Origin of the sequence: Saccharospirillum alexandrii (assembly GCF_043641555.1) — a bacterium.
Lineage (GTDB): Bacteria > Pseudomonadota > Gammaproteobacteria > Pseudomonadales > Natronospirillaceae > Saccharospirillum > Saccharospirillum alexandrii_A.
Genome location: NZ_JBHZRJ010000005.1, coordinates 291,175 through 310,446 on the forward strand (window position 1 = coordinate 291,175; position 19,272 = coordinate 310,446).

The window sequence follows — 19,272 nt, forward strand, 5'->3', positions numbered from 1 at the left end:
ATCGACCTTCGTCGCGGTGTCCCTTTATCTAACCAAGGACTACCCTGGGCACCCACCGGAGCTCCAATGCTACCGAGGCACCCACCTAAATTCATCAACAGTAACTATCTGAGGCAAGCTCTTGATAGCTGTCTAATTTGGATGTCCAGTGAATCGGGACCGTTGAATGCCGGTGACCAATGTACATATTTAATCAGACTCTAAATAAAAAAGGCAGCCCCTGAAAGGCTGCCTTCCTGACTATCCTACAGAATAATCTCGATCTAACTTGCAAGATTACTCAATGGTATTAACAATAGTTAACGTACCGTCAAATGTTAAGACGTTCCACTGATAACCCACACCTTCCGGGGGAGTCATTTGCGCTATAAGTCCAGTATCATCGTAAAGCGAGACTTCTACATCAGAGTTACTGAAGCGGAAGTTACTGCCTCCAGAATACGAGTAAATGTAATAAGTGTAGGTACCGGTTTTTACATTGGTGATTGTGATCGTTTCAGGCCCGTAAGCTGATGCGTCATCGCGATCCAGCGAGGCTCCGTCTACAGATTTTTTCCCGTAGAAAAGATGTTCGGTACTTGCGCCGTTAGGTACCAGCAAATGCGAATCCAAATCCCGAGGTGTTGACCCCCAGGTAAGTACCAGTCGCATCTGACCTTCCGGCAACGACGGGGCGATAGCAAGGTACTGAGACAGTGTACTCATACCTTCAATGGTAATGTTCTTGTATGCGGTTGAGTACCCAGCCAGCACGACCTCGACGGTATAGTCACCGGCTTCGACGTTTGAGAATTCGTACTCACCCTGGGCATTTGTACTGCCAGTTTCTGAGATATCACCGGCTTTTACATCGTGGCCAGAGCGCAAATTGATGGCGGTATTTGCCAGGCGATCACCTGTGATGGCATCTGACACATGACCAGTCATGTCGCCGTAGCACTCCAACGTCTGAGTGTTCGTAACTTCCACTGGTTCTGCGGGAGTCTTAACGGTTAACGTATAGTCACCGGAGCCATAATCCGCCGTTAAGAAGATGGTTAGTTCGGTCATGCCTGCCGGAACAGTATAATTAATCTTCTTGACATTATCGCCGCTGGTATTATCCACCACGAAGTCATCACCGTTTTTCAAATAGATGTGATTGGTGGTTCCCTGGTTATACTCAAACTGGATATCGATAACCTGACCTTCTACTACGCTCACTAGGTAATAATCATCGAAGTCAGTCCCGGGCACCCCAACTGCGTTCCCGGATAGGTAGCCAGATATATTAGAATTAACCGAGATAACCTGAGCTTGGGCACCTGTATCGTTCGGTTCGGTATCATCAACGTCCGTCAACACCACCTCAGGAACGATGGTGGTCGTAACCGTTTCTGTTCTGCAGAAATTTTCTTCAGTATTAGTATCAGTATTTCCACCCGTTGAAGCACTATCCTCATCATCGGTGGACTCAGGTATACAAGCAGTAAGCAATAAAACAGACAGAGATGCAGCCGTTAGCATCTTAAACTTGTCAATTTGCATAGATATTCTCTTCGGTAAAGGCCGGGGAATACTAGGGGACCCTAGCACTGGTCAGAACGTGAGATTCTAAACAATCCGCAAATTAAAGGTATCCATTTTCACGTTTTAGTGTGTGAAGTTTGTAAGGCAAACCTTCCTAATTGACGGATAATTGACACTTTTTATCCAGCTGGGCACAGGTGACTAATATGGGTGCTCGGGAGCTGATGCCCCTGGGCCTGTCCAACAAGGCGATTGCCGCCCAGCTCCCCCTCCAAGGTGCGGGAATACGCCTGCGACCTGCTGCTGCGGTTTGACTGGGACACCCGAACCCAGGCTGTGCTCAAGGCTCGGCGGCTGGGGTGCATCCTCGACTGACGGGTCGGAAATCGAACCCGGACACTAGCACCTGGTCGTCGCTGTCCACGGCCACTGCGACCGGGTTGCCGGTTCCTTCGTCAGTGACATACAAAACTTTGGCTAACCTAGACAGTCATCTTAAGCAATATAGAGAAGCTATTAAGATGGCTTTGTCGATAGTCGGCTGTTGTGTGCGTCCTATTAGCCTTGACTCTAAATTGGGTGCCCATTTAGCTCTACGATGCAGCATTCACTTAAGCTGTTTGGTGAAATATCCGGGCTAGTATTGCAAGTCGAATAAAGACAACGTCTTTTGCGTTAAGCCTAATAGAATGGTAATGGTGAAAAGTACAATTTGCATAACACGACTATCAACAGGAATGAGCCCAAACAACGAGAACCATTGAAAAAATTCTACACTGCCTCCCGTAGACAAGGTGTAAACTAATAGACAGAGATTAAAGAATGAAAAGAACACCCCAAATCGGCCATTAATATAGCCTAAAGTGATGAAGCAACAGAAAGTTATACCAAAAAATAGTACCACCAGTGCTATTATCTGAGTTGTTATCAGTATTTCGTTTCTATATAGAATAAAGTACGCCAATGCACCGCCCAACCCGATCTTCCAGAAAATACTTATCAAAAATTGTAGTGAATAAGAGAGTGACGGCTTTCTTAGTCGAAGAAATCTGATCGAGTAATGGGCCCCCATTAGCCAAATGGGTGAAAGGACCGCTATCAATAGAAATGAAACTCTAGATGGACTCACTTCGCCACCTTGATACAAGTTAGCGAACATTAGGGTTAAGCCGACTATGACAAATGCCAAAACATTAAGCTGAACGGACAAATACGCTGCTCTAGAAATAAAGTGCGGGGGTTCGAAGCTGTGCGGCCCTTTCAATTTCAAGTAATTATTCATCAAGATTCCAGGCTTTTTGTTTCTTAAGTCGTATAGTTCAGTTTTGGTCTTCGACCGATGCACTTAGCCTATTTCATTTGTCGAAGCCTACCGGAATGTCTGTGCAGACCATCTTCGTCACCCAAGACACCCACTGGCGTGTTGCTGAGACACCCAACCCAATTTAATAGATTCAACCTATGGTACTCTATCATCTGATAGCCGACCAATGTGTATGTCCCATTCATGCAGTGTAGCGAGTCCAGCCAGATGCGCCTTTTGCATTTTGGCGATTGTGCTGGCTTTTGTTAGGCTTAGTTTGCTGACTGCGCTTGCTTAATTCTTTCCTTTGCAGCTTCAAGCGCACCTTCAGGCCATACATCAACCTGACTATCGTCTTTCATATACTCATCAGTAAATATTTGACTGAACCACACGGGATCATACTCACCTGACTCAGATTTAAAGTGTTCTCTGTTTCGATACCACAAATCAAGTATGGCAGTATCGACATTACTTGATAGGTGAAGTTTTTCTTCAATTACTGCGTGCCATTCCGATGCCTGAGTCCCAAATACTTTTTGAATATTCATGTTCTGAATGGAATCGGATTTCTCTTTGGGCAGAAAGCCTATAACATCTTGGACGTATGCCTCAAAAAACAGATAAATCGGGTTTTCACCATATCTAGGATGATCTTGGATGCTCACCGTTTCTCCTTTTGCACTAACTGCGGCAAAAAGCATGACCGCTAAAAGTATTGTTCGATTCATGTGAAGCCTAACGCAGAGCTTTGCGGCAATTTTGTGGCCGCGAAGCGGTGGAGAAATTGTCCGGTAAGAGCGCCTGGTTATGTGGTTGCGGACTAGGCTGCATTTAGAAACGCCCCTCCGCTCATGCCGGCTATGAGACACGAAGCAAGGAATACGGTCACGCTCATCGCGCCAAAAAGTGCCATTTGCCACTGCCTCATACACAACCAACAGAGCACACCTAAGACTGAGACGAAACAGCTGAGGAGGCCGATTAATACAACCGGAACTTCAAGTGCCACCATCGTCCGTACCTCGACAGCTCCAGCTTCGAATAGGTAGAGGTTAAAGAACACCACGCAAAGAAAAACCAGACTTGAGACAACCGTTGCGAGAATAACTATGCGGTTTTTATTCATAGATAATTGGGGTCAGATGAAGATTAATGGGAAAACCTTCATCTGACCCCAGTTACGTTTCATAGAGCGCATCCTCCATGGCCTCATCGCCAAGTGCATATCACTGTTGCATGCAGTGTATACGAAGCATCGTTTCTAATGGATAAGGGTGTCGTCCATTGCCTGCCTTAGGATAGAATAGTTCAACGACTTCAAGGAGTTGAGGCCAAGGCAACAGAGCGTCCATCCGTGATAAAAAGATCTCTTTACGCGTTTTACGACGCTTGTTGGAAAACTCACTATCTGCAAAAGTAAGTTGATGGCTCATGATGCGTTCTTTTTGAGTTATCATTTGTAGCAGATTATTTCATATTAGGGACTTATTCGCATGTTCCCTAGGTAATAATCTGCCATAGGTTCAATGGTTTGCAAGGTAAAGAGCTTTCGTCATTGCCGTCCCCATTCCTTTCCACCCATTTCTACCAACCGAGACGCGGCTCGTCGAAAGGAAAAGGCGAGATCATTAGTGGCCGATAATTGTGCCAGTGCCACGCCACTTCGACCCGTCGCCGACCACTCAAATTCTTCACCCTCTTTGGTGCGAATCATGGTCGTCGCAAAGGAACTCGAGTTTCCCCCCTTCTCACTGACAAACAACTCTTCATTTCCATCACTGCTTTCAACTTGCGCTTCAAACTCGACAAATAATTCATCGAGCGGGACTTTTGCCGCAAGCACCAAGCGGGTGCGAGATTCATAACACACGTCAATGAGGGTCACGAATCGTCGCGCTTCGTCGAGGTGATTGGCGTCTAATTGCGGCACCCGGTCCATGATGAGGACCTGAAATCGGTCGCAGAGGGAAATATAATCGGCCGCGCCGAGTGGTTGGTAACATAACTCGGAAAAGTCAAACCAGGCGCACCGGTCATTCAATCGGGCGACCTGGACGGTGCGACCGAAGGGTACGTGAATGGCCTCGGCCTCAGTTCCGGATGCAGTGCCACCAAATATTTCTTTCAATTGCGCCTGCATGTTGTTATCACTATTATTATCGCCGTGAACATCCTTGTTTGACGAAAAATAGGATTGACCATCAGCTCGAGTTTCGAGTCGATAATCCTTGGCGGAATCCTCCATGGAGATAATGTCGAACGTGTGTTTTAACATGTCTATGAATGGCAAAAAGAGGGATCGGTTAATGCCTCCCTCATACAAGGCATCGGGGGAGCGATTCGAGGTGGCCACCACCACGACATTCCAATCCAATAATAATAAAAAAAGTCGTTTCAAAATCATGGCATCGGCAACGTCTGTTACTTGAAATTCATCGAAACAGAGGAGTTGGGCTTCCTGTGCCAATTGCTGCGCAATGATGGGTATCGCATCATCTCGTGGGTGCTTCTTTTTGTAGACAAAGATTCGATGATGGACGTCTAGCATGAATTCATGAAAGTGGACGCGGCGTTTGTTAATTTTTACGTGTTTGAAGCTGTGGCTGTCATTATTACAGCAAGAATCATCAGGAACATTAACCGACGCGTAAAAGAGATCCATTAGAAAGCTCTTGCCGACCCCGACCGGTCCATGAATGTACATGCCTCGCGGTGGTGGACCAAAAGACCACAAATGGAATTTCTTTCGAAGAAAGGACTGAGCGGATGCCAAGGATCGCGTCAGTAACAGTAACAGCGGACTGCTGCTTGTAGAGCTGCTCTCTGTCGGTCTGTCGGTGCGCACGGGTACTGGTGTGAGCGAGGTAAGAGACTCGTGCAGGGCATCGAGTTTTGCCGCCAGAGCGACTTGCGCGTCATCTCGTCGCACCTCCTCAGCATCCACCTTGCGTTCATACGCCGTTGTCACGGGGCCTGTCGGGAGGGACCGCCGAGCAACGCGATGTTGTGCTGCCATATTCTTCATAACAGTCTTCATCATCAACATGATGAGTTTATCAACATGGTAAGGAAAGTATGATCAAGTCCGCTTCTTCCCGCTTTTTTCGATTGTCTCAGGTCTAGGGACTCAGGCAATCTGGACATCCACATTAACACTTGACCCCAAAATAACCATCCAGTAGTTTATACAGCATAATAAAACGGGCCGTCAGGGTTAGACACTATGCCACGTTCAAGGAAAAGCCAGATCGCCCTGGAGGCGACCCCCTACTACCACTGCACCTCCCGGTGCGTGCGCCGCGCCTTCCTGTGCGGTCGTGATGAGCACTCAGGCAATCTGGACATCCACATTAACACTTGACCCCAAAATAACCATCCAGTAGTTTATACAGCATAATAAAACGGGCCGTCAGGGTTAGACACTATGCCACGTTCAAGGAAAAGCCAGATCGCCCTGGAGGCGACCCCCTACTACCACTGCACCTCCCGGTGCGTGCGCCGCGCCTTCCTGTGCGGTCGTGATGAGCACTCAGGCAACGACTACGAACACCGCCGCGAGTGGATTGAGCAGCGTATGATGGAGCTGGCCAACGTGTATGCGCTCGATATCTGCGCCTATGCTGTGATGTCCAATCACTACCATGTGGTACTGCACATCAACGCCGAGAAGGCCAAGGCCTGGACGGATAGCCAAGTCATTGAGCGCTGGCACACGCTGTATTCCGGAAACTTCCTGACTCAGCAGTATATGGCTGGTAAAGACCTGTACGAAGAACAACTCAAGGCCATAGCGGAACTGGCCGCTGAATGGCGTGAACGACTAATGTCGATCAGCTGGTTCATGCGAGCCCTTAACGAAGACATCGCCCGCCAGGCCAACGCAGAAGACGGCTGCACCGGACATTTCTGGCAATCACGCTTCAAATCCCAAGCCTTGCTCGATGAAGAAGCACTGGCAACCTGCCTGGCCTATGTGGACTTGAACCCCATTCGTGCACAGATGGCAGCCACACCTGAAACATCCGAATTTACCTCAGCCAAAGAACGGATAGCTACTGCCCAGGAAGCCCCGGAGTCACCAGAACCACATCAACCAAAAACACTGTTTCCGTTTGTAGGCTACCCGCGCCAGGACATGCCCGCTGGCCTACCCTTTCGACTGCAAGACTATCTTGAACTGGTAGACTGGACCGGGCGCCAATTACGGGATGACAAGCGTGGCAGTATCGACGACAGCATCCCACCCATTCTAGAACGCCTGAACATTGATGCTGAACATTGGATCTACAATACCCAGCACTTTGAAAGCCAATTCAAAGGTTTGGTAGGCACTGCTATTTCCATCAAAGCTAAATTTCAACAGTTCGGCTATCAGCGAACCCCAGGGCTTGGGCTGGCAGAGTTGCTAACCTAACTATTCAATCTAAAGAAAATACGCCGCACAGAGCAACCTGAGGCACTGCTGTGCGCGGTAACCGGCATCTTGGCCGGTTTTCGTGCTGATGAATTACTTCAACTGATTTCTTTGCCAAGCTCCACAGATTATTTTCTGCGGACGAGGTATTTTTATGCACTCTTTCTTACTATGCCTGTCCTACTTGTCGGGTGGTCTATTGATAGCCGACTGATGTGCATGTCCTATTAGTCATCCTAAATGTGCCTGTCCTATTAGTCGCTCTTTGAAAGCCAGTTCAAAGGCTTGGTAGGCACCGCCATTTCCATCAAAGCCAAATTTGAGCAGTTTGGCTATCAGCGAACCCCAGGGCTTGGATTGGCAGAGTTGCTTACCTAACTAAAGAAAATACGCCGCACAGGGCAACCTGAGGCACTGCTGTGCGCGGTAACCGGCATTTTGGCCGGTTTTCGTGCAGATGAATTACTTCTACTGATTTCTTTGCCAAGTTCCACAGATTAATTTCTGCGGATCAGGTATTTAAAGCACTTTTTCTTACTATGCCTGTCCTACTTGCTGTCGGTGTCTAGACAGTGCTGCGCTTTCAATAACTTCTGTGCCAAATTCCCAAAATAATTTTCTGAAAACGAAGTAGTTCAAGTTCCTTCTACTAACTGTGCATGTCCATTTCGTTTTTTGTTTTTTTAGTCCTTGAAAAACTCTTCATGAGCTGCCTCTAAGTATGCTGTACTAACGCAGTTCTGCTTTCGATTTTCTATCATATTCACCTGCTCCTTCAATTCATTTAGGTAATCAATTACAGATCCGTTTTTGAATCTATAATTACTAAATTCAAAAAAATCGTCATATCTTGATTTAGCAGCACCATCGCCGTCAAGACAGATAACATCAATTGATTTCAAATGAGGCGCTTCTATAACTGACGCCTTAAGCAGATACTTGATGTAGGAATCCGCCACAGGTAAGGAGTACCCTACAAATCGAATATGGTTTGCCTGCCGTAAAATACTAAAGGCATTCTTCCAGATTGGTACTATTGACTCATGAGTTCCTTTCGCCCAAGTTGGTGGCACGATCTCCGCATTACTTAAACATCCATGTAACTTGGAAAGGTGTGTTGAATCCCAGGTAGAGTCATATGAGTCCTTATTAAATTTGATCTCACTTTCAGAAATATACTGATCGTTAATAGCTTCAGCTACATTTTCTAAAACCATGTCGTAATTCAGGCTTAAGACGGAGTATCTTGTTTCAGGTTGAACTTCTTTATTAGCGGTAAAATCAAAGGCTCGCATTGTAACTATTTTATTGGATTTCCTTCTTTCAAATTTCAGCCCCATCAAACTGGAAACAAAATATCCATACAGCGAAAGAGTTTGGCTCTTACCAAACAGCCATTCCTCCCAATTGCCAGGTAGGTTCCCCCCTATACTTGGGTATTCTGGCGTATAGTGCCGAATCACATCTTTGATATAATCAATAAAATCAACATCTAGCCTACTACCGTCTAAAAATTGGTTCATTTCTATGACTGACAATATCTCCTCTATATTAAAAAGATCTGAGTCATAGTAATTCTTGGTGACAGACAGCCTATTTATAACGTTGAATACTTGTTCAAAATGCTTATATTTTTCTACATCAGAAAAGTACAGGTCTTTAGACTTAAAAAGGAAGTTCCCCATTGTTGGAACCCCTAGTGGAGCAGAGAATCCCGCCCCCACTATGTATACGACTTTATCCATACTTTTGGAACCCTTCAGAATACTTAACAACTCAATCGTTATTGTCGCCAGTCACTTCGTCAACTCGACTTCAAAACTACCACATGAGAGCTAACGTGGACACCACCGAGACCAATAGCTATAAACTATTATTTTCAGCTTTATGATAGTCTCTTAATGTGCATGTCCTATTAGTCCTGCTGCGGACCAGGAGTCGACTATTGTGCGTGTCCTAGTAGCACACCCCAGATTAGCCTGGCGCTCTGCGTGTCCTATTAGTCGGTCATTAGTCACCGGTTAGGATCTCACTGCATAATGCTTTGAATTCTTAGGGTAAAATACATCACGATTAGGCTTTGCGGTTATTTCCCAAACGTATATTTGAAACTGGTTAACCTTACAACCCTCAGGGAAAGGGTTAGTACGCCTTGCATGTATCCGATGAGGAAATGGATGCTCTTGAAACGACGCCAATACGTTCTTAACCATTTTTCGCCTATGAACTACACTTCCAGACAAATCCAACTCGAATTTATTGTTCTTTTTATAGTTGAGCAGAGGTTTTCCTGGATCTAATCCCTTTGGGCCACGAAATGCTTCCGAGGAAAAATAAGCATCTAGAGATCCCTTTTTACCACCAATAATAAAAAAACAGGTTGCGCCATCTGTATGAGCAATTTGCTCCAATCTAATCAAATCCCAAAGAATACTTTGAACAGAAGGTTTAGTTTTTCCGATCCACTTAGTTTCTACTGCATACCTTACGATTGGATAAGGTTCACAGACAACAAAATCTACTGACGGTCGCCTTCCCGGGCCCGACTGCATTGGTGCAAACACTGGATGTTGATACTCAGCTATTACTCGATCAGTTGTAGTTGATGACAGTATTCTACCTATTGGTTCAATTAAAAATTGTTCGCAAAATAAATCGCTGTTGTTACAAGCGTATTGAAATTGCAACCATGCTCCTACGCCTTCAGATAATTTTCTTGAAAGTTCCATACTAAACCTATCAGTCTATTAATATTAACTTTTACAAATTAACCGGGATCACCTAGAGCACCGAAACTAAGGCAAACTTTCTACTTCTTAATTTGCCTATCTTATTAGTCGCTTCAAACATCATGCAGCATGTTTAGAGACTATCAAAAATCCGGTCAAATTTTTCTTGCTGCCCATTAGGGTGGCTGTCCCAGTGCCCATTCTTACCTAACTATTCAATCTAAAGAAAATACGCCGCACAGGGCAACCTGAGACACTGCTGTGCGCGGTAACCGGCATTTTGGCCGGTTTTCGTGCAGATGAATTACTGCTACTGATTTCTTTGCCAAGTTCCACAGATTAATTTCTGCGGACCAGGTATCTAAAAGCACTTTTTCTTACTATGCCTGTCCATTTTGTCATGACGTGGGTGTCTCAGTAGGCTCAAAAAGTACGCTTCACGGAGTAACCTGAGGCATTACTGTGCTTGGAAACCGGCAGTTTGACTGGTTTTCATGCGGATGAATCACCTCCACTGGTTTCTTTGCCAAATTCCAAAAATCATCTTTAAGAACGAAGCAGTTCAAGTTCCCATTTCTAAATGTGCCTGTCCTTTTAGCCCTGCGACAAAAAATGCACTTTACAGGGCAGCCTGAAGCTTTGCTGTGGGTGAGAATCCTGACTCAAACCTAATTTTTCCATTTCGCCAGCCTACTTCCAACTTCATGCAGTATGCTTCGAGACTTTCAAAAAATCCGGTCGAATTTTTCTTGCTGCCCATTATGGTGGCTGTCCTATTAGCCCGCGAAAATCAGGAGCGCTAGGGAGCAAATTTTCTAATCAATAGCAAACTGCTAACTGGACACCCATCACAGTTACAAACTGTAACGATGGGTGTCATTATAGTCACTGTAGTCCTTAGGTACCGCCTCCGTTTTATCGCTAAATCGCTCCACCGGAGCATACTTTTCTTATTTACAGGATACTCATTATGTCTACAGTTACCGGCACCGTAAAATGGTTCAACGAAGCAAAAGGTTTTGGTTTTATTGAGCAGGAAGGCGGCAAAGACGTTTTCGCTCACTTCAGCGCCATCACCGGCTCAGGGTTCAAAACTCTGACTGAAGGCCAGCGCGTCGAATTCACCGTCACTCAGGGTCAGAAAGGCCCTCAGGCGGAAAACATCACTCCTAGCTAAGTGCTAAGTGATTGATTTAAGGAAGCCCCGCTAAGCGGGGCTTTTTTTTGGAGTGAATTAATGTGGACACCCATCACAATCAATAGCCCTTCTCTATGAAAATCATGGTCTTGATAGCCGACTAATGTGACTGTCCAATTAGTCTCTCCTAGTTTCTTGTTTTCTTTAACTGTTAATCTGTGCGGTTACAGAAACTCCCATTTTATTATATTTACTCAATATCTCCTCTAACGGAACGATGCCTTTCTCGAACAGATACTGTTTGTTATTACCAACAGCTTCGCTACGGACCAGCATGGACTGCGCTAGCTGATCGTAGTCAACTAGTCCCTCAAACGTGTCATCTGAAGCCTGCAAGCTGCTTGATGACATTTCAATTAACAACTTAGTATTTTCAATAATTATCTTGTCAGTTTCAGCTTCAATTTTTCCTATACTAGCGCTATTTTTTGTTGCTTCAAGTTGAAGCTTTTTGTTCTCAATAATATGTCGACCGATAACATCAATTGTCTTGCTAAGAGTGTATAATATTCCAGCAGCACTAGCCGCTAAAGTGGTTAGCTCTACTATTACGCTTCCTGAGTAGACTTTTTTTATCATCAGAGATTCACTGGCTCCGACCCCCTGATAGTAAGGAGTAATGCTATTGCATATTTCATCAATATCATTGCTGCTGGTCTGGCTAAGGTACAATAGGTTATTATAGACCCCTTCAATAGCCAACAAAAAATATGAAAGATTGAAGGGGGTAAGCTTACCGCTTTCGATAGTTACTATTAGACTTGGGCTTTCGTCTATTTCAGCTCGAAACTTAGTACTATTTTCAAGATCAAGCTCATCTTTGAACACTATTCCAGATAATTGAGAGTCACTTAGAAAGTGAATTAGTTTTTTTAGCTTTGTTCGAGAATCCAATACCATTCCCGTCGTAGTTGCCCTTCTAAAATCACAAAGATCTATTCGACAGCTCTCCATTCTTATTGAAGACAAGTTAGCATCTATAAATTCGCTACCAGTGAACTTGCAATCTCGGCTATACAAACTGTAAAGGTCAGCGCTATTGAATGTACAGTACGAGATATCTGATTTTTCGATTTGAGAAAAGCACAATCTAGCATCAATGAATTTGGCCCCCTTAAAGTTCGCTCCCTCAAATATACAATTCGATAGATCGCATCGACTAAAGTCGATAGCGCTCAAGTTTACATCTAAAAGCTTTAGCCCTGAAAGGTTCTCCCCTGACATATCAATCTCGATTCCTGGATTTTTCTCCCGAAAACTATTCCACTCCTTTGCTCCTTCTCGAATTAACGCCAGTAAATCAGTCCGAACGAACATATTAACCCCCAATTTTAGCTTTGGCCTTGGCACTGTGTTGTTGGGCTTAGAGTTCTCCTACTTCTACAATACACTGTTTTGCTTACTCTCTGGAAAAAGCTGGCATTAGATGAATTGAAAGATGAATCCTGAGGACATCCAACATAGTCAGCCAACCTAGACACCCATCGTAACCAACATAGGCAAGCTATGGAGATCACTTAGGTGATAGTCGACTACTGTGTGTGTCCTATTAGTCATTCACTCCATTAACTGAGTTGGCATAACCAGTTTGGCGCATTGACGCCGTTTGGCCAGGGCGTCCATCCCATCACCCATAGTTAATGTGGACACCCATCACAATCAATAGCCCTTCTCTATGAAAATCATGGTCTTGATAGCCGACTAATGTGACTGTCCAATTAGTCTTGCTTTTCTAAATGTGCCTGTCCTATTAGTCTGTTTTAATCGCGACAAGAGCTACTCAACGACAACCCCCACAATCTGAAGTAAGTTATTTCGGGTCCTAACCCACCATGTCTCATTGTCAATTTCTATTAGGTCCAATGCTCTCGAAAGTATCGGTAGAGCCTCCTCTTCTTTCCCTAACTTAAGAAGACACTCACCATGCATTGCATAGGCGATATTCCGCTTTTGTTTGTAGTTATTTGATAGTGTCTCTAAAGGAATCAATGGCATCAGTCTCTCGCGGGGAAAGTCCTGCCTATCGTCATAGCTAGCACTGTAATACGGCTCTAGTGCCTGAGCAATTATATTCGCCAAAGAATTAGATTTCCGGGCATATTCGTCTAAAACCGGAATAGCGGCCACACAATCACCAGAGTTAAATAACTCTCTTGACCTTTCCTCTAAAGCATCTACATCGACCCTTTTTACTATCCCTAGTTCTGCAATTTCGAATTGCGATTCAGACACATCGAATGGGTCGTCAAATTCCTCTGTCTCAGAAAACGCAGTACTAGAGAACATTATCGTAATTAAAAATACTATTTTAGCTTTCATAGTTTTCACTTCCTGGCCAAAAAGGCTCTAACGCTGAAATAAACAACGGCCCGTCAGGGACGTCCGGTGGAGGCCCTTTCGGGCTGGGACAGACTGAATGCGATTGTTAAACTATTTCTCGACTTTATGCATCACGAATGGCTGCCAATCTGGCTCAATAGGCGGATTATCCACCGTGACCGGGTTCAGGAGCTTTTTCGCGAGCATGAGGTTACCTTCTAGTGTGTAAATATGAATCGAAAGTGCTAAACGAAGATCCATCTTAGTTGCCATATTTAGAAACCTTTTCGGTAGTTCTAATGGCAGTAACATCAGCTCGCTGGCCTTCAGAACAGCAGGGATTTCATCAACCTCCAGTTCGGGCAAGATATCGCTTTCGGACTTTTCCTCGTACTCGATTTCAACAGCTCTAACAAGTAGATCTAGATTACCGTTGTTGGCCAACGAAACTTCGCACCGGATATGATTAACTTTAGGGTCTTTGTCTAATTGCCATGCTGCAATAACTGCTACAAGCCGATTTTTCTTGTGAAAAAGGCTGAAATATCCCGAAATCACCGAAACAAGCAGCGCAGCAGATGAAATTCCAACAGCAATCCAATCAGTCATACTCGAAGCCGCCTCATTGCTACCGGGACACCCAACCTAATCCATTTATATAGGCTATCAAAATGCGGTTCCTGATAGTCGTTTAGTGTGGGTGTCTCAACAATGTTCGCTGTTGGGTGTCCTGTTAGCCTTTGTCCTGTTAGCCTCTTTGTTAGCCTTCGCTCCGTTGGGTGTCCTGTTAGCCTGTTAATCCTCGCCAGGACATGCCCACAGGCTTACCGTTTAGGTTACAGGACTACCTGGAACTGATTGACTGGACGGGCAAACAGATTCGAGCAGACAAGCGCGGAAGCATCGACCTAAAGGCACCACCTATTCTAGAACGCCTCAACATCGACGTTGAGCACTGGGTTTACAACACCCAGCATTTCGAGAGTCAGTTCAAAGGTATCGTCGGTACGGTTCTTTCAATTAAAGCACAGTGCCACCGGCTAGGGTATCAGCGAACACCGGGGCTGGCAGCTGCCACTCACTTAACCTAGCTTACCAATTCAAGAATGACTATGAGGGTACCCTGAGATTTTCCCGTGCCTGAAAATCGGCTTTTTGGCCCAAATACCTCAAATTTTCGATCTAGATCCTTCATCACCATTCAGCTTTGACGAGTCTCTACTTACGAACCCGACTCCTTTTCAAAACTCACTCTGTTGGGTGTCCTGTTAGCCTTCGTTGGGTGTCCTGTTAGCCTTCCCTCCGAAAGGCGGCCTTCCTTGAATTCCTGTCGCCATCGATACAACATAACAGGATGGATACCCAGTGACGTAGCAACATCTATGCTCCTAACGCCTTTCTTCTGAGTCATCTTATCCGCATGAACCTTGTATGCCAGAGTATAGCTGTCGTACTGAGTTTTTTAGTTATTCCCATATTGTCACCACTTAGTCTGAACAGTAAGCTACTGTCCGTTAAAGTGGTACAAGTTCAAGGTGTCGAGTCCAAAACCCGAGTTTGTTAAGGCTCTTGCCTATTTCCAAGTGATGATCTCATGTAACTAATTAATTCTTCACGTAACTTGGGTATTTCTTCAATAGCCTCTAACACTTTGTCCTGTCTTTTTAAAATTTCGTCTACATTATTTCGACGATATCCCTTTGACAGCAACTCATCTGTACTACGATATTTAGATGTAGTGTTGAATAATATTCTTAGGAAATTTTCAAATACTGTATCGATTTCTTGTGGAATTACGAGTTGATTGTCTTGGTAGAAATCAATCAGGTCCACATAACTTCGTCTGAACTCCGCGTAAGAATTTTTATCTTCATAATTAAATGTTGCGCTTTGACGAAGCCTTTCGAGTAAATTTACTTTTTTGTTTATCTCGATGAGTACTTTTGCTTGCTCTTCAAATACACGACCATACTGAATTTGAAGCTTAATGCTCTCTTTTTCTAAATTTGATTTAAACTCTTCTAGTGTTCTTTCGGATTTGAATGTAATCGATGCCTTATATCCCTCAACATCCTTATCCAGCCAATGCTTGATAATAGTCTTTGCAAGGTAGGCGAGCGCTGTAATTGCAATAGCACTCTGCCCAAATAGAATCACTAAATCCTTTACCATTTCCATGCCTTAGCGGTTACAGCATTGGCGCGATCTTATTTCGCGTCCACTGCCTGTGATTGTTAATTGTAGTCACTCTGACCTAGGTACATTCCGGGGTTTTTCTTGAAGCTTTTCTTCAACTTCCTTCTTGAATGAATTTAGTTGTAAGTGAAATTGAGAATTTGATGCAATTTCCCCAATTGCAGAAGCAAATTCTTTTTGGTCGTCTGCAATAGAGTGATTACGATCTCTAACAACTTTAATAGGGTAGATATCGTCAGAACGTTTAAGTTTGAAAACTTCTTTTGATATTTCCACTTGCTCACTGACAATTTTTACCACATCAAAACCAGTTTTTTCTTTTGGTTTAAACCTTTGTGCTAAAGCAGCCATTGGATCGTAGTCGGCTTCAACGTATTCTATGTACTCCTTTAGTTTAACTTCGATTTCTAGAAATTTACTCAAAGATAATTCTAGGTCATGCAAGACATCTTTCACTTCCTTTCTGTTTTGAATAACGTCTTCAGCAGCCCCTTTCCCTTGTTTCAATAAATCGTCAAAGTTAAAAGCCATTTTTAAGTCCTCATGGTCTCGTAATTTCACACATTACAGGTAGGTGATCAACGAGACATTTGCTATTTTCAAAGTCATTTATGAAACCGATATCATCTATGACTTTCGTACTTTCCTCATTTAGATGCCAAACGCCTGTCCCCAGAAAACTGCCAGAAAACATTATTTGGTCATATGAATGCCAAACCGTCCCTTGAAACTGCTTATACTTATGAGTTCCAGATCTAAATGTATCGTTGTCCACTAAATGATCATACTTTTTGTCAGAAACAACACTTCTCCAAAACGGATTATAAAAAATTTCCTTCGGATAATTTCTAACAGAATCATGGCAACGAGTCGAGTTTAAGTTAATTAAGATACTTTCATCGTAAGGATTGTCGTTAAAATCCCCCATAACAATTACATCTTGATTCTCACTCATCAGTTCTTTTGCAGATGAGTATACCATATTTGCGGCTGCAATCCTCCGCTTTTCGCCATCTCCAATTATTCGACTAGCCCAATGGCATAGGTATAGCTGAATCTTGCTATTGTCATCTAGATTATCTATTTCCACTAACTGAGCTGCTTTTACAGTGCTTCCAGTCATAGCCTTCGTTAAATAATATTGGTGGCTCACCTTAATTTTCGAAGAATTATAGATAACGGCAATATCAAACCTAGACCGCCCTAGGTCACTAGTTAAGTCTAAGACTTTCAAGTTAGTTAAATGCGTATCTAAATAGGTGTTTATATGGGCAACGTCTTCTGTTGATACTTCACAAATAGCGACCAGATCACATGACTTTTCCATAATCAGTTTTTTAATGTGATCACATATAGTTGCATAATTTTCCATATTAGCTTTTGAGCTAGCACTTCGGGCTGCTGGCGATAATGCGGTATTCCACCAAGCTAATTTTAAGTTATACAACTGCATTCGAATTGGCACCCTAAAATCTTCTAGAACATTCTGTGTAAATGAATTACCAGCCAGACAATACTATTAACGTCTGTAGCAGTTGCGCAGGATTTTTCGCGTCGACTGCCTGCATTTGTTAGGGATTCACCCATTTTTCTCATCTTTACCGAGCTCCCAGCCCGTCATAAACACTCGCACAGTGGTAACAGTAGAATTGCGTTCTACATTTGTAATTAGTGACATTTTCCGTTCAGTAGGCAATCTAAATGAACCTTTTGGAAGGTTCATGGGCTGGCCAAAATCCAATGCTCGATGACCTTTTGGCCACGCTATTTCAACCTTCGCACGATTGTCAGCCCTGTCAGTTTGAATGACGTAAGAAACTAAAGAACCTGATTCCGCGTCGTGTATAGGAAAAACAATAGGCGTTTCGTTATCATTTTCGTCAACTAGCACAGTTAATACTCGTTGAGGTTCATGATAGATAAATCTACTTCCAAACCATTCTCCTAGACTCGCTTCCTTTTTTTTAACGCGGAAAATCGAAAATATTAGGTTAGCAAGAAAAAAGAGTGGAATTGAGTAAAGAATTACGATTAATCCGTTTATAAGAGCTTTAAGCCAAGTTGCTTTCTCTTCCAAAGTCCATTGCGGAAAAATCAGAAAAAGAACTACAAGGAAGCCAATATAGTTTAATCGAGCACTTGTGTCTGACAACGGAGCTACGGTTTCTGAAATAGCATCACGAACCCATAACCTTAAATAGCGCTTCGCTCGAACTATCTTAAAATTCTGATTCTTCATAATCATCCGATTTTGCAAGACCAACTGACATTGAACCCTAACCGTTACTTCCTATCAAAAAATGCAAATGATCCTGGGTCAACACAGACCCCTTATTTCAACAAAACCCTCTGAAACCTCAACCACAGAGCCTCAAAGCCAATACATTCCCTTTCAATCGAGCGAATATAAACCCACAAAAACCAACATATCTATCGGCTATCCAACGATAGTCCATCACTTTCTTCACATATCCACGTCGATATCCTGGATATGCGGCACTTTCTCAACCTCACATTGCTTTGCCACACCACTTCCCGAGTGATCAGCGGCAACTGAGAGTGAAACTATAGGCAAATCAATTAGAAGGGGTTTGGTGGCCAAAAATTCACAACAAATCATCCGACCAAAATCGACCACACTAGCTACCGCCCGGCCGGTTACAGGGCACACCAAGGCAAAAATAAGTTGTGTTTTCACCATCTCACTCTGTGACGTGGTTGGCAAGTCCTTATTTCCCAAAGGTGTCGGATGTGTCCGCCTTGTGCTTGGAAGGGGTTCAATCTGAAGAGGCTAGGCTCCGAGCGGTACCGGGTTTCGCAGCAGGCAGGGATGCCTGCGGCAGGGCTTGGTGGGGCAGGGATGCCCCTGTAAGCCCGGGGCGAAAGCCGGTACCGCTTGGGGCTGGGTTTTGGCTAAACGCTAAAGGAAGCCGTTATTCAACCAAACTACTCTGCTTCCACTCAGTCCCTTCAATCGCCAAATCCAGCTTATCGCCAGAAGCCAACTTACCTACACCCGCCGGGGTACCGGTCAGCACCACATCACCCGGCTCCAACCGAAAATCTTTAACAATCTCAGCCAGCAAGTCCGGAATACTAAACAGCATGTTCTCAACCCGGCCATGCTGTTGCGGTTTGCCATTCAACTCCAGGGTGTAGCCCCAGTCGCTCAGGTTTTCGGGCATCTGGTTTACCGGTAGCCAGGCTCCCAGTGGCAGGGCGCCGTCGAAGGCTTTTGCGCGTTCCCAGGGGTGGCCTTTTTCTTTCAGCGTGTCTTGCTGGGCGCGGTCGGTCAGGTCCAGGGCCAGGGTTACGGCGGTTACGGCGGCCATGGGGTTTTCGGAGTGTTCGGCCGAGAGTTGGGCGCCTATCAGCAAGGCCAGTTCGGTTTCGAAATGCAGGTTGGGGCGTGGCAGGCTGATGCCCTCGCCCAGGGTGACGCAAGCGCTGGCGGGTTTGATGAACAGTAAGGGGGATTCAGGCACGGCGTTGCCCAGTTCTTTGGCGTGGTCGGCGTAGTTGCGGCCTACGCACACGGCTTTGCCCATGGGCAGTAGAATCGATTCGCCGGAAACCCATTGGTGTTGATACATAGAGACTG

Annotated in this window: 18 protein-coding genes and 1 pseudogene; 3 read left to right on the top strand and 16 right to left on the bottom strand. The window is 44.6% G+C overall.

What is annotated here, in order from left to right; all coding sequences use genetic code 11:
* Window positions 1-276: 276 nt before the first annotated feature.
* From ACHUE7_RS18325 to zapE, 4 genes and pseudogenes are all read right to left on the bottom strand, one after another.
* The gene (locus ACHUE7_RS18325) at window positions 277-1,527 is read right to left on the bottom strand and encodes a carboxypeptidase regulatory-like domain-containing protein (RefSeq protein WP_394171332.1); all 1,251 of its coding nucleotides are present in this window, start codon (window positions 1,525-1,527) and stop codon (window positions 277-279) included.
* A gap of 1,557 nt (window positions 1,528-3,084) precedes the next feature.
* Window positions 3,085-3,543: a hypothetical protein gene (locus tag ACHUE7_RS18330; RefSeq protein ID WP_394171333.1), complete on the bottom strand. Its 459-nt coding sequence runs from the start codon at window positions 3,541-3,543 to the stop codon at window positions 3,085-3,087.
* A 501-nt stretch (window positions 3,544-4,044) separates the two neighbouring features.
* Window positions 4,045-4,248, bottom strand: a pseudogene (locus tag ACHUE7_RS18335) (IS5/IS1182 family transposase); the annotation flags it as partial.
* A gap of 119 nt (window positions 4,249-4,367) precedes the next feature.
* Window positions 4,368-5,840, bottom strand: coding sequence for a cell division protein ZapE (gene zapE / locus ACHUE7_RS18340; protein WP_394171334.1), 1,473 nt, complete (start codon window positions 5,838-5,840; stop codon window positions 4,368-4,370).
* A gap of 198 nt (window positions 5,841-6,038) precedes the next feature.
* Between zapE and ACHUE7_RS18345 the strand changes: the two genes are divergently transcribed.
* Complete coding sequence (locus ACHUE7_RS18345) at window positions 6,039-6,176, top strand: hypothetical protein (protein ID WP_394171335.1); 138 nt, start codon at window positions 6,039-6,041, stop codon at window positions 6,174-6,176.
* 63 nt (window positions 6,177-6,239) lie between these two features.
* The gene (locus ACHUE7_RS18350) at window positions 6,240-7,229 is read left to right on the top strand and encodes a transposase (protein WP_394171336.1); all 990 of its coding nucleotides are present in this window, start codon (window positions 6,240-6,242) and stop codon (window positions 7,227-7,229) included.
* A 683-nt stretch (window positions 7,230-7,912) separates the two neighbouring features.
* On the opposite strand, the gene ACHUE7_RS18355 is transcribed toward ACHUE7_RS18350, so the two are convergent.
* Both ACHUE7_RS18355 and ACHUE7_RS18360 read right to left on the bottom strand, forming a co-directional pair.
* On the bottom strand, window positions 7,913-8,974 hold the full coding sequence (locus ACHUE7_RS18355) for an SIR2 family protein (protein ID WP_394171337.1): 1,062 nt from the start codon (window positions 8,972-8,974) through the stop codon (window positions 7,913-7,915).
* Between the two features lie 276 nt (window positions 8,975-9,250).
* Window positions 9,251-9,958, bottom strand: a complete 708-nt coding sequence (locus ACHUE7_RS18360) for a hypothetical protein (RefSeq protein ID WP_394171338.1) — start codon at window positions 9,956-9,958, stop codon at window positions 9,251-9,253.
* Window positions 9,959-10,928: 970 nt separating this feature from the next.
* Here ACHUE7_RS18360 and ACHUE7_RS18365 point away from each other — a divergent pair.
* Window positions 10,929-11,135, top strand: coding sequence for a cold-shock protein (locus ACHUE7_RS18365; protein ID WP_028671747.1), 207 nt, complete (start codon window positions 10,929-10,931; stop codon window positions 11,133-11,135).
* Between the two features lie 165 nt (window positions 11,136-11,300).
* Here the strand turns inward: ACHUE7_RS18365 and ACHUE7_RS18370 are convergent, their stop codons facing one another.
* The 10 genes from ACHUE7_RS18370 to ACHUE7_RS18415 all read right to left on the bottom strand — a co-directional run bounded on the left by ACHUE7_RS18370 (window position 11,301) and on the right by ACHUE7_RS18415 (window position 19,264).
* Window positions 11,301-12,473 carry a pentapeptide repeat-containing protein gene (locus tag ACHUE7_RS18370; RefSeq protein ID WP_394171339.1) on the bottom strand — a complete coding sequence of 391 codons (1,173 nt, stop codon included), beginning with the start codon at window positions 12,471-12,473 and terminating at the stop codon, window positions 11,301-11,303.
* A 459-nt stretch (window positions 12,474-12,932) separates the two neighbouring features.
* Window positions 12,933-13,475, bottom strand: a complete 543-nt coding sequence (locus ACHUE7_RS18375; protein ID WP_394171340.1) for a hypothetical protein — start codon at window positions 13,473-13,475, stop codon at window positions 12,933-12,935.
* Between the two features lie 111 nt (window positions 13,476-13,586).
* The gene (locus ACHUE7_RS18380) at window positions 13,587-14,084 is read right to left on the bottom strand and encodes a hypothetical protein (RefSeq protein WP_394171341.1); all 498 of its coding nucleotides are present in this window, start codon (window positions 14,082-14,084) and stop codon (window positions 13,587-13,589) included.
* A gap of 613 nt (window positions 14,085-14,697) precedes the next feature.
* Window positions 14,698-14,913 carry a transposase gene (locus tag ACHUE7_RS18385; RefSeq protein ID WP_394171469.1) on the bottom strand — a complete coding sequence of 72 codons (216 nt, stop codon included), beginning with the start codon at window positions 14,911-14,913 and terminating at the stop codon, window positions 14,698-14,700.
* A 122-nt stretch (window positions 14,914-15,035) separates the two neighbouring features.
* On the bottom strand, window positions 15,036-15,647 hold the full coding sequence (locus ACHUE7_RS18390) for a hypothetical protein (RefSeq protein WP_394171342.1): 612 nt from the start codon (window positions 15,645-15,647) through the stop codon (window positions 15,036-15,038).
* 72 nt (window positions 15,648-15,719) lie between these two features.
* The gene (locus ACHUE7_RS18395; protein WP_394171343.1) at window positions 15,720-16,202 is read right to left on the bottom strand and encodes a hypothetical protein; all 483 of its coding nucleotides are present in this window, start codon (window positions 16,200-16,202) and stop codon (window positions 15,720-15,722) included.
* A gap of 10 nt (window positions 16,203-16,212) precedes the next feature.
* A complete protein-coding gene (locus tag ACHUE7_RS18400; protein ID WP_394171344.1) occupies window positions 16,213-17,124 on the bottom strand; it encodes an endonuclease/exonuclease/phosphatase family protein in 912 nt (303 codons plus the stop codon).
* Between the two features lie 126 nt (window positions 17,125-17,250).
* The gene (locus tag ACHUE7_RS18405) at window positions 17,251-17,910 is read right to left on the bottom strand and encodes a hypothetical protein (RefSeq protein ID WP_394171345.1); all 660 of its coding nucleotides are present in this window, start codon (window positions 17,908-17,910) and stop codon (window positions 17,251-17,253) included.
* A 225-nt stretch (window positions 17,911-18,135) separates the two neighbouring features.
* Window positions 18,136-18,372: a hypothetical protein gene (locus ACHUE7_RS18410; protein ID WP_394171346.1), complete on the bottom strand. Its 237-nt coding sequence runs from the start codon at window positions 18,370-18,372 to the stop codon at window positions 18,136-18,138.
* A 232-nt stretch (window positions 18,373-18,604) separates the two neighbouring features.
* Window positions 18,605-19,264, bottom strand: a complete 660-nt coding sequence (locus ACHUE7_RS18415; RefSeq protein ID WP_394171348.1) for a fumarylacetoacetate hydrolase family protein — start codon at window positions 19,262-19,264, stop codon at window positions 18,605-18,607.
* Window positions 19,265-19,272 lie beyond the last annotated feature (8 nt).

Bases quoted from the DNA above. Each gene is read 5' to 3' on its own strand.
- ACHUE7_RS18325 (WP_394171332.1), bottom strand. From the start codon at position 1,527: ATGCAAATTGACAAGTTTAAGATGCTAACGGCTGCATCTCTGTCTGTT.
- ACHUE7_RS18330 (WP_394171333.1), bottom strand. From the start codon at position 3,543: ATGAATCGAACAATACTTTTAGCGGTCATGCTTTTTGCCGCAGTTAGT.
- zapE (WP_394171334.1), bottom strand. From the start codon at position 5,840: ATGAAGAATATGGCAGCACAACATCGCGTTGCTCGGCGGTCCCTCCCG.
- ACHUE7_RS18345 (WP_394171335.1), top strand. From the start codon at position 6,039: ATGCCACGTTCAAGGAAAAGCCAGATCGCCCTGGAGGCGACCCCCTAC.
- ACHUE7_RS18350 (WP_394171336.1), top strand. From the start codon at position 6,240: ATGCCACGTTCAAGGAAAAGCCAGATCGCCCTGGAGGCGACCCCCTAC.
- ACHUE7_RS18355 (WP_394171337.1), bottom strand. From the start codon at position 8,974: ATGGATAAAGTCGTATACATAGTGGGGGCGGGATTCTCTGCTCCACTA.
- ACHUE7_RS18360 (WP_394171338.1), bottom strand. From the start codon at position 9,958: ATGGAACTTTCAAGAAAATTATCTGAAGGCGTAGGAGCATGGTTGCAA.
- ACHUE7_RS18365 (WP_028671747.1), top strand. From the start codon at position 10,929: ATGTCTACAGTTACCGGCACCGTAAAATGGTTCAACGAAGCAAAAGGT.
- ACHUE7_RS18370 (WP_394171339.1), bottom strand. From the start codon at position 12,473: ATGTTCGTTCGGACTGATTTACTGGCGTTAATTCGAGAAGGAGCAAAG.
- ACHUE7_RS18375 (WP_394171340.1), bottom strand. From the start codon at position 13,475: ATGAAAGCTAAAATAGTATTTTTAATTACGATAATGTTCTCTAGTACT.
- ACHUE7_RS18380 (WP_394171341.1), bottom strand. From the start codon at position 14,084: ATGACTGATTGGATTGCTGTTGGAATTTCATCTGCTGCGCTGCTTGTT.
- ACHUE7_RS18390 (WP_394171342.1), bottom strand. From the start codon at position 15,647: ATGGTAAAGGATTTAGTGATTCTATTTGGGCAGAGTGCTATTGCAATT.
- ACHUE7_RS18395 (WP_394171343.1), bottom strand. From the start codon at position 16,202: ATGGCTTTTAACTTTGACGATTTATTGAAACAAGGGAAAGGGGCTGCT.
- ACHUE7_RS18400 (WP_394171344.1), bottom strand. From the start codon at position 17,124: ATGCAGTTGTATAACTTAAAATTAGCTTGGTGGAATACCGCATTATCG.
- ACHUE7_RS18405 (WP_394171345.1), bottom strand. From the start codon at position 17,910: ATGAAGAATCAGAATTTTAAGATAGTTCGAGCGAAGCGCTATTTAAGG.
- ACHUE7_RS18410 (WP_394171346.1), bottom strand. From the start codon at position 18,372: ATGGTGAAAACACAACTTATTTTTGCCTTGGTGTGCCCTGTAACCGGC.
- ACHUE7_RS18415 (WP_394171348.1), bottom strand. From the start codon at position 19,264: ATGTATCAACACCAATGGGTTTCCGGCGAATCGATTCTACTGCCCATG.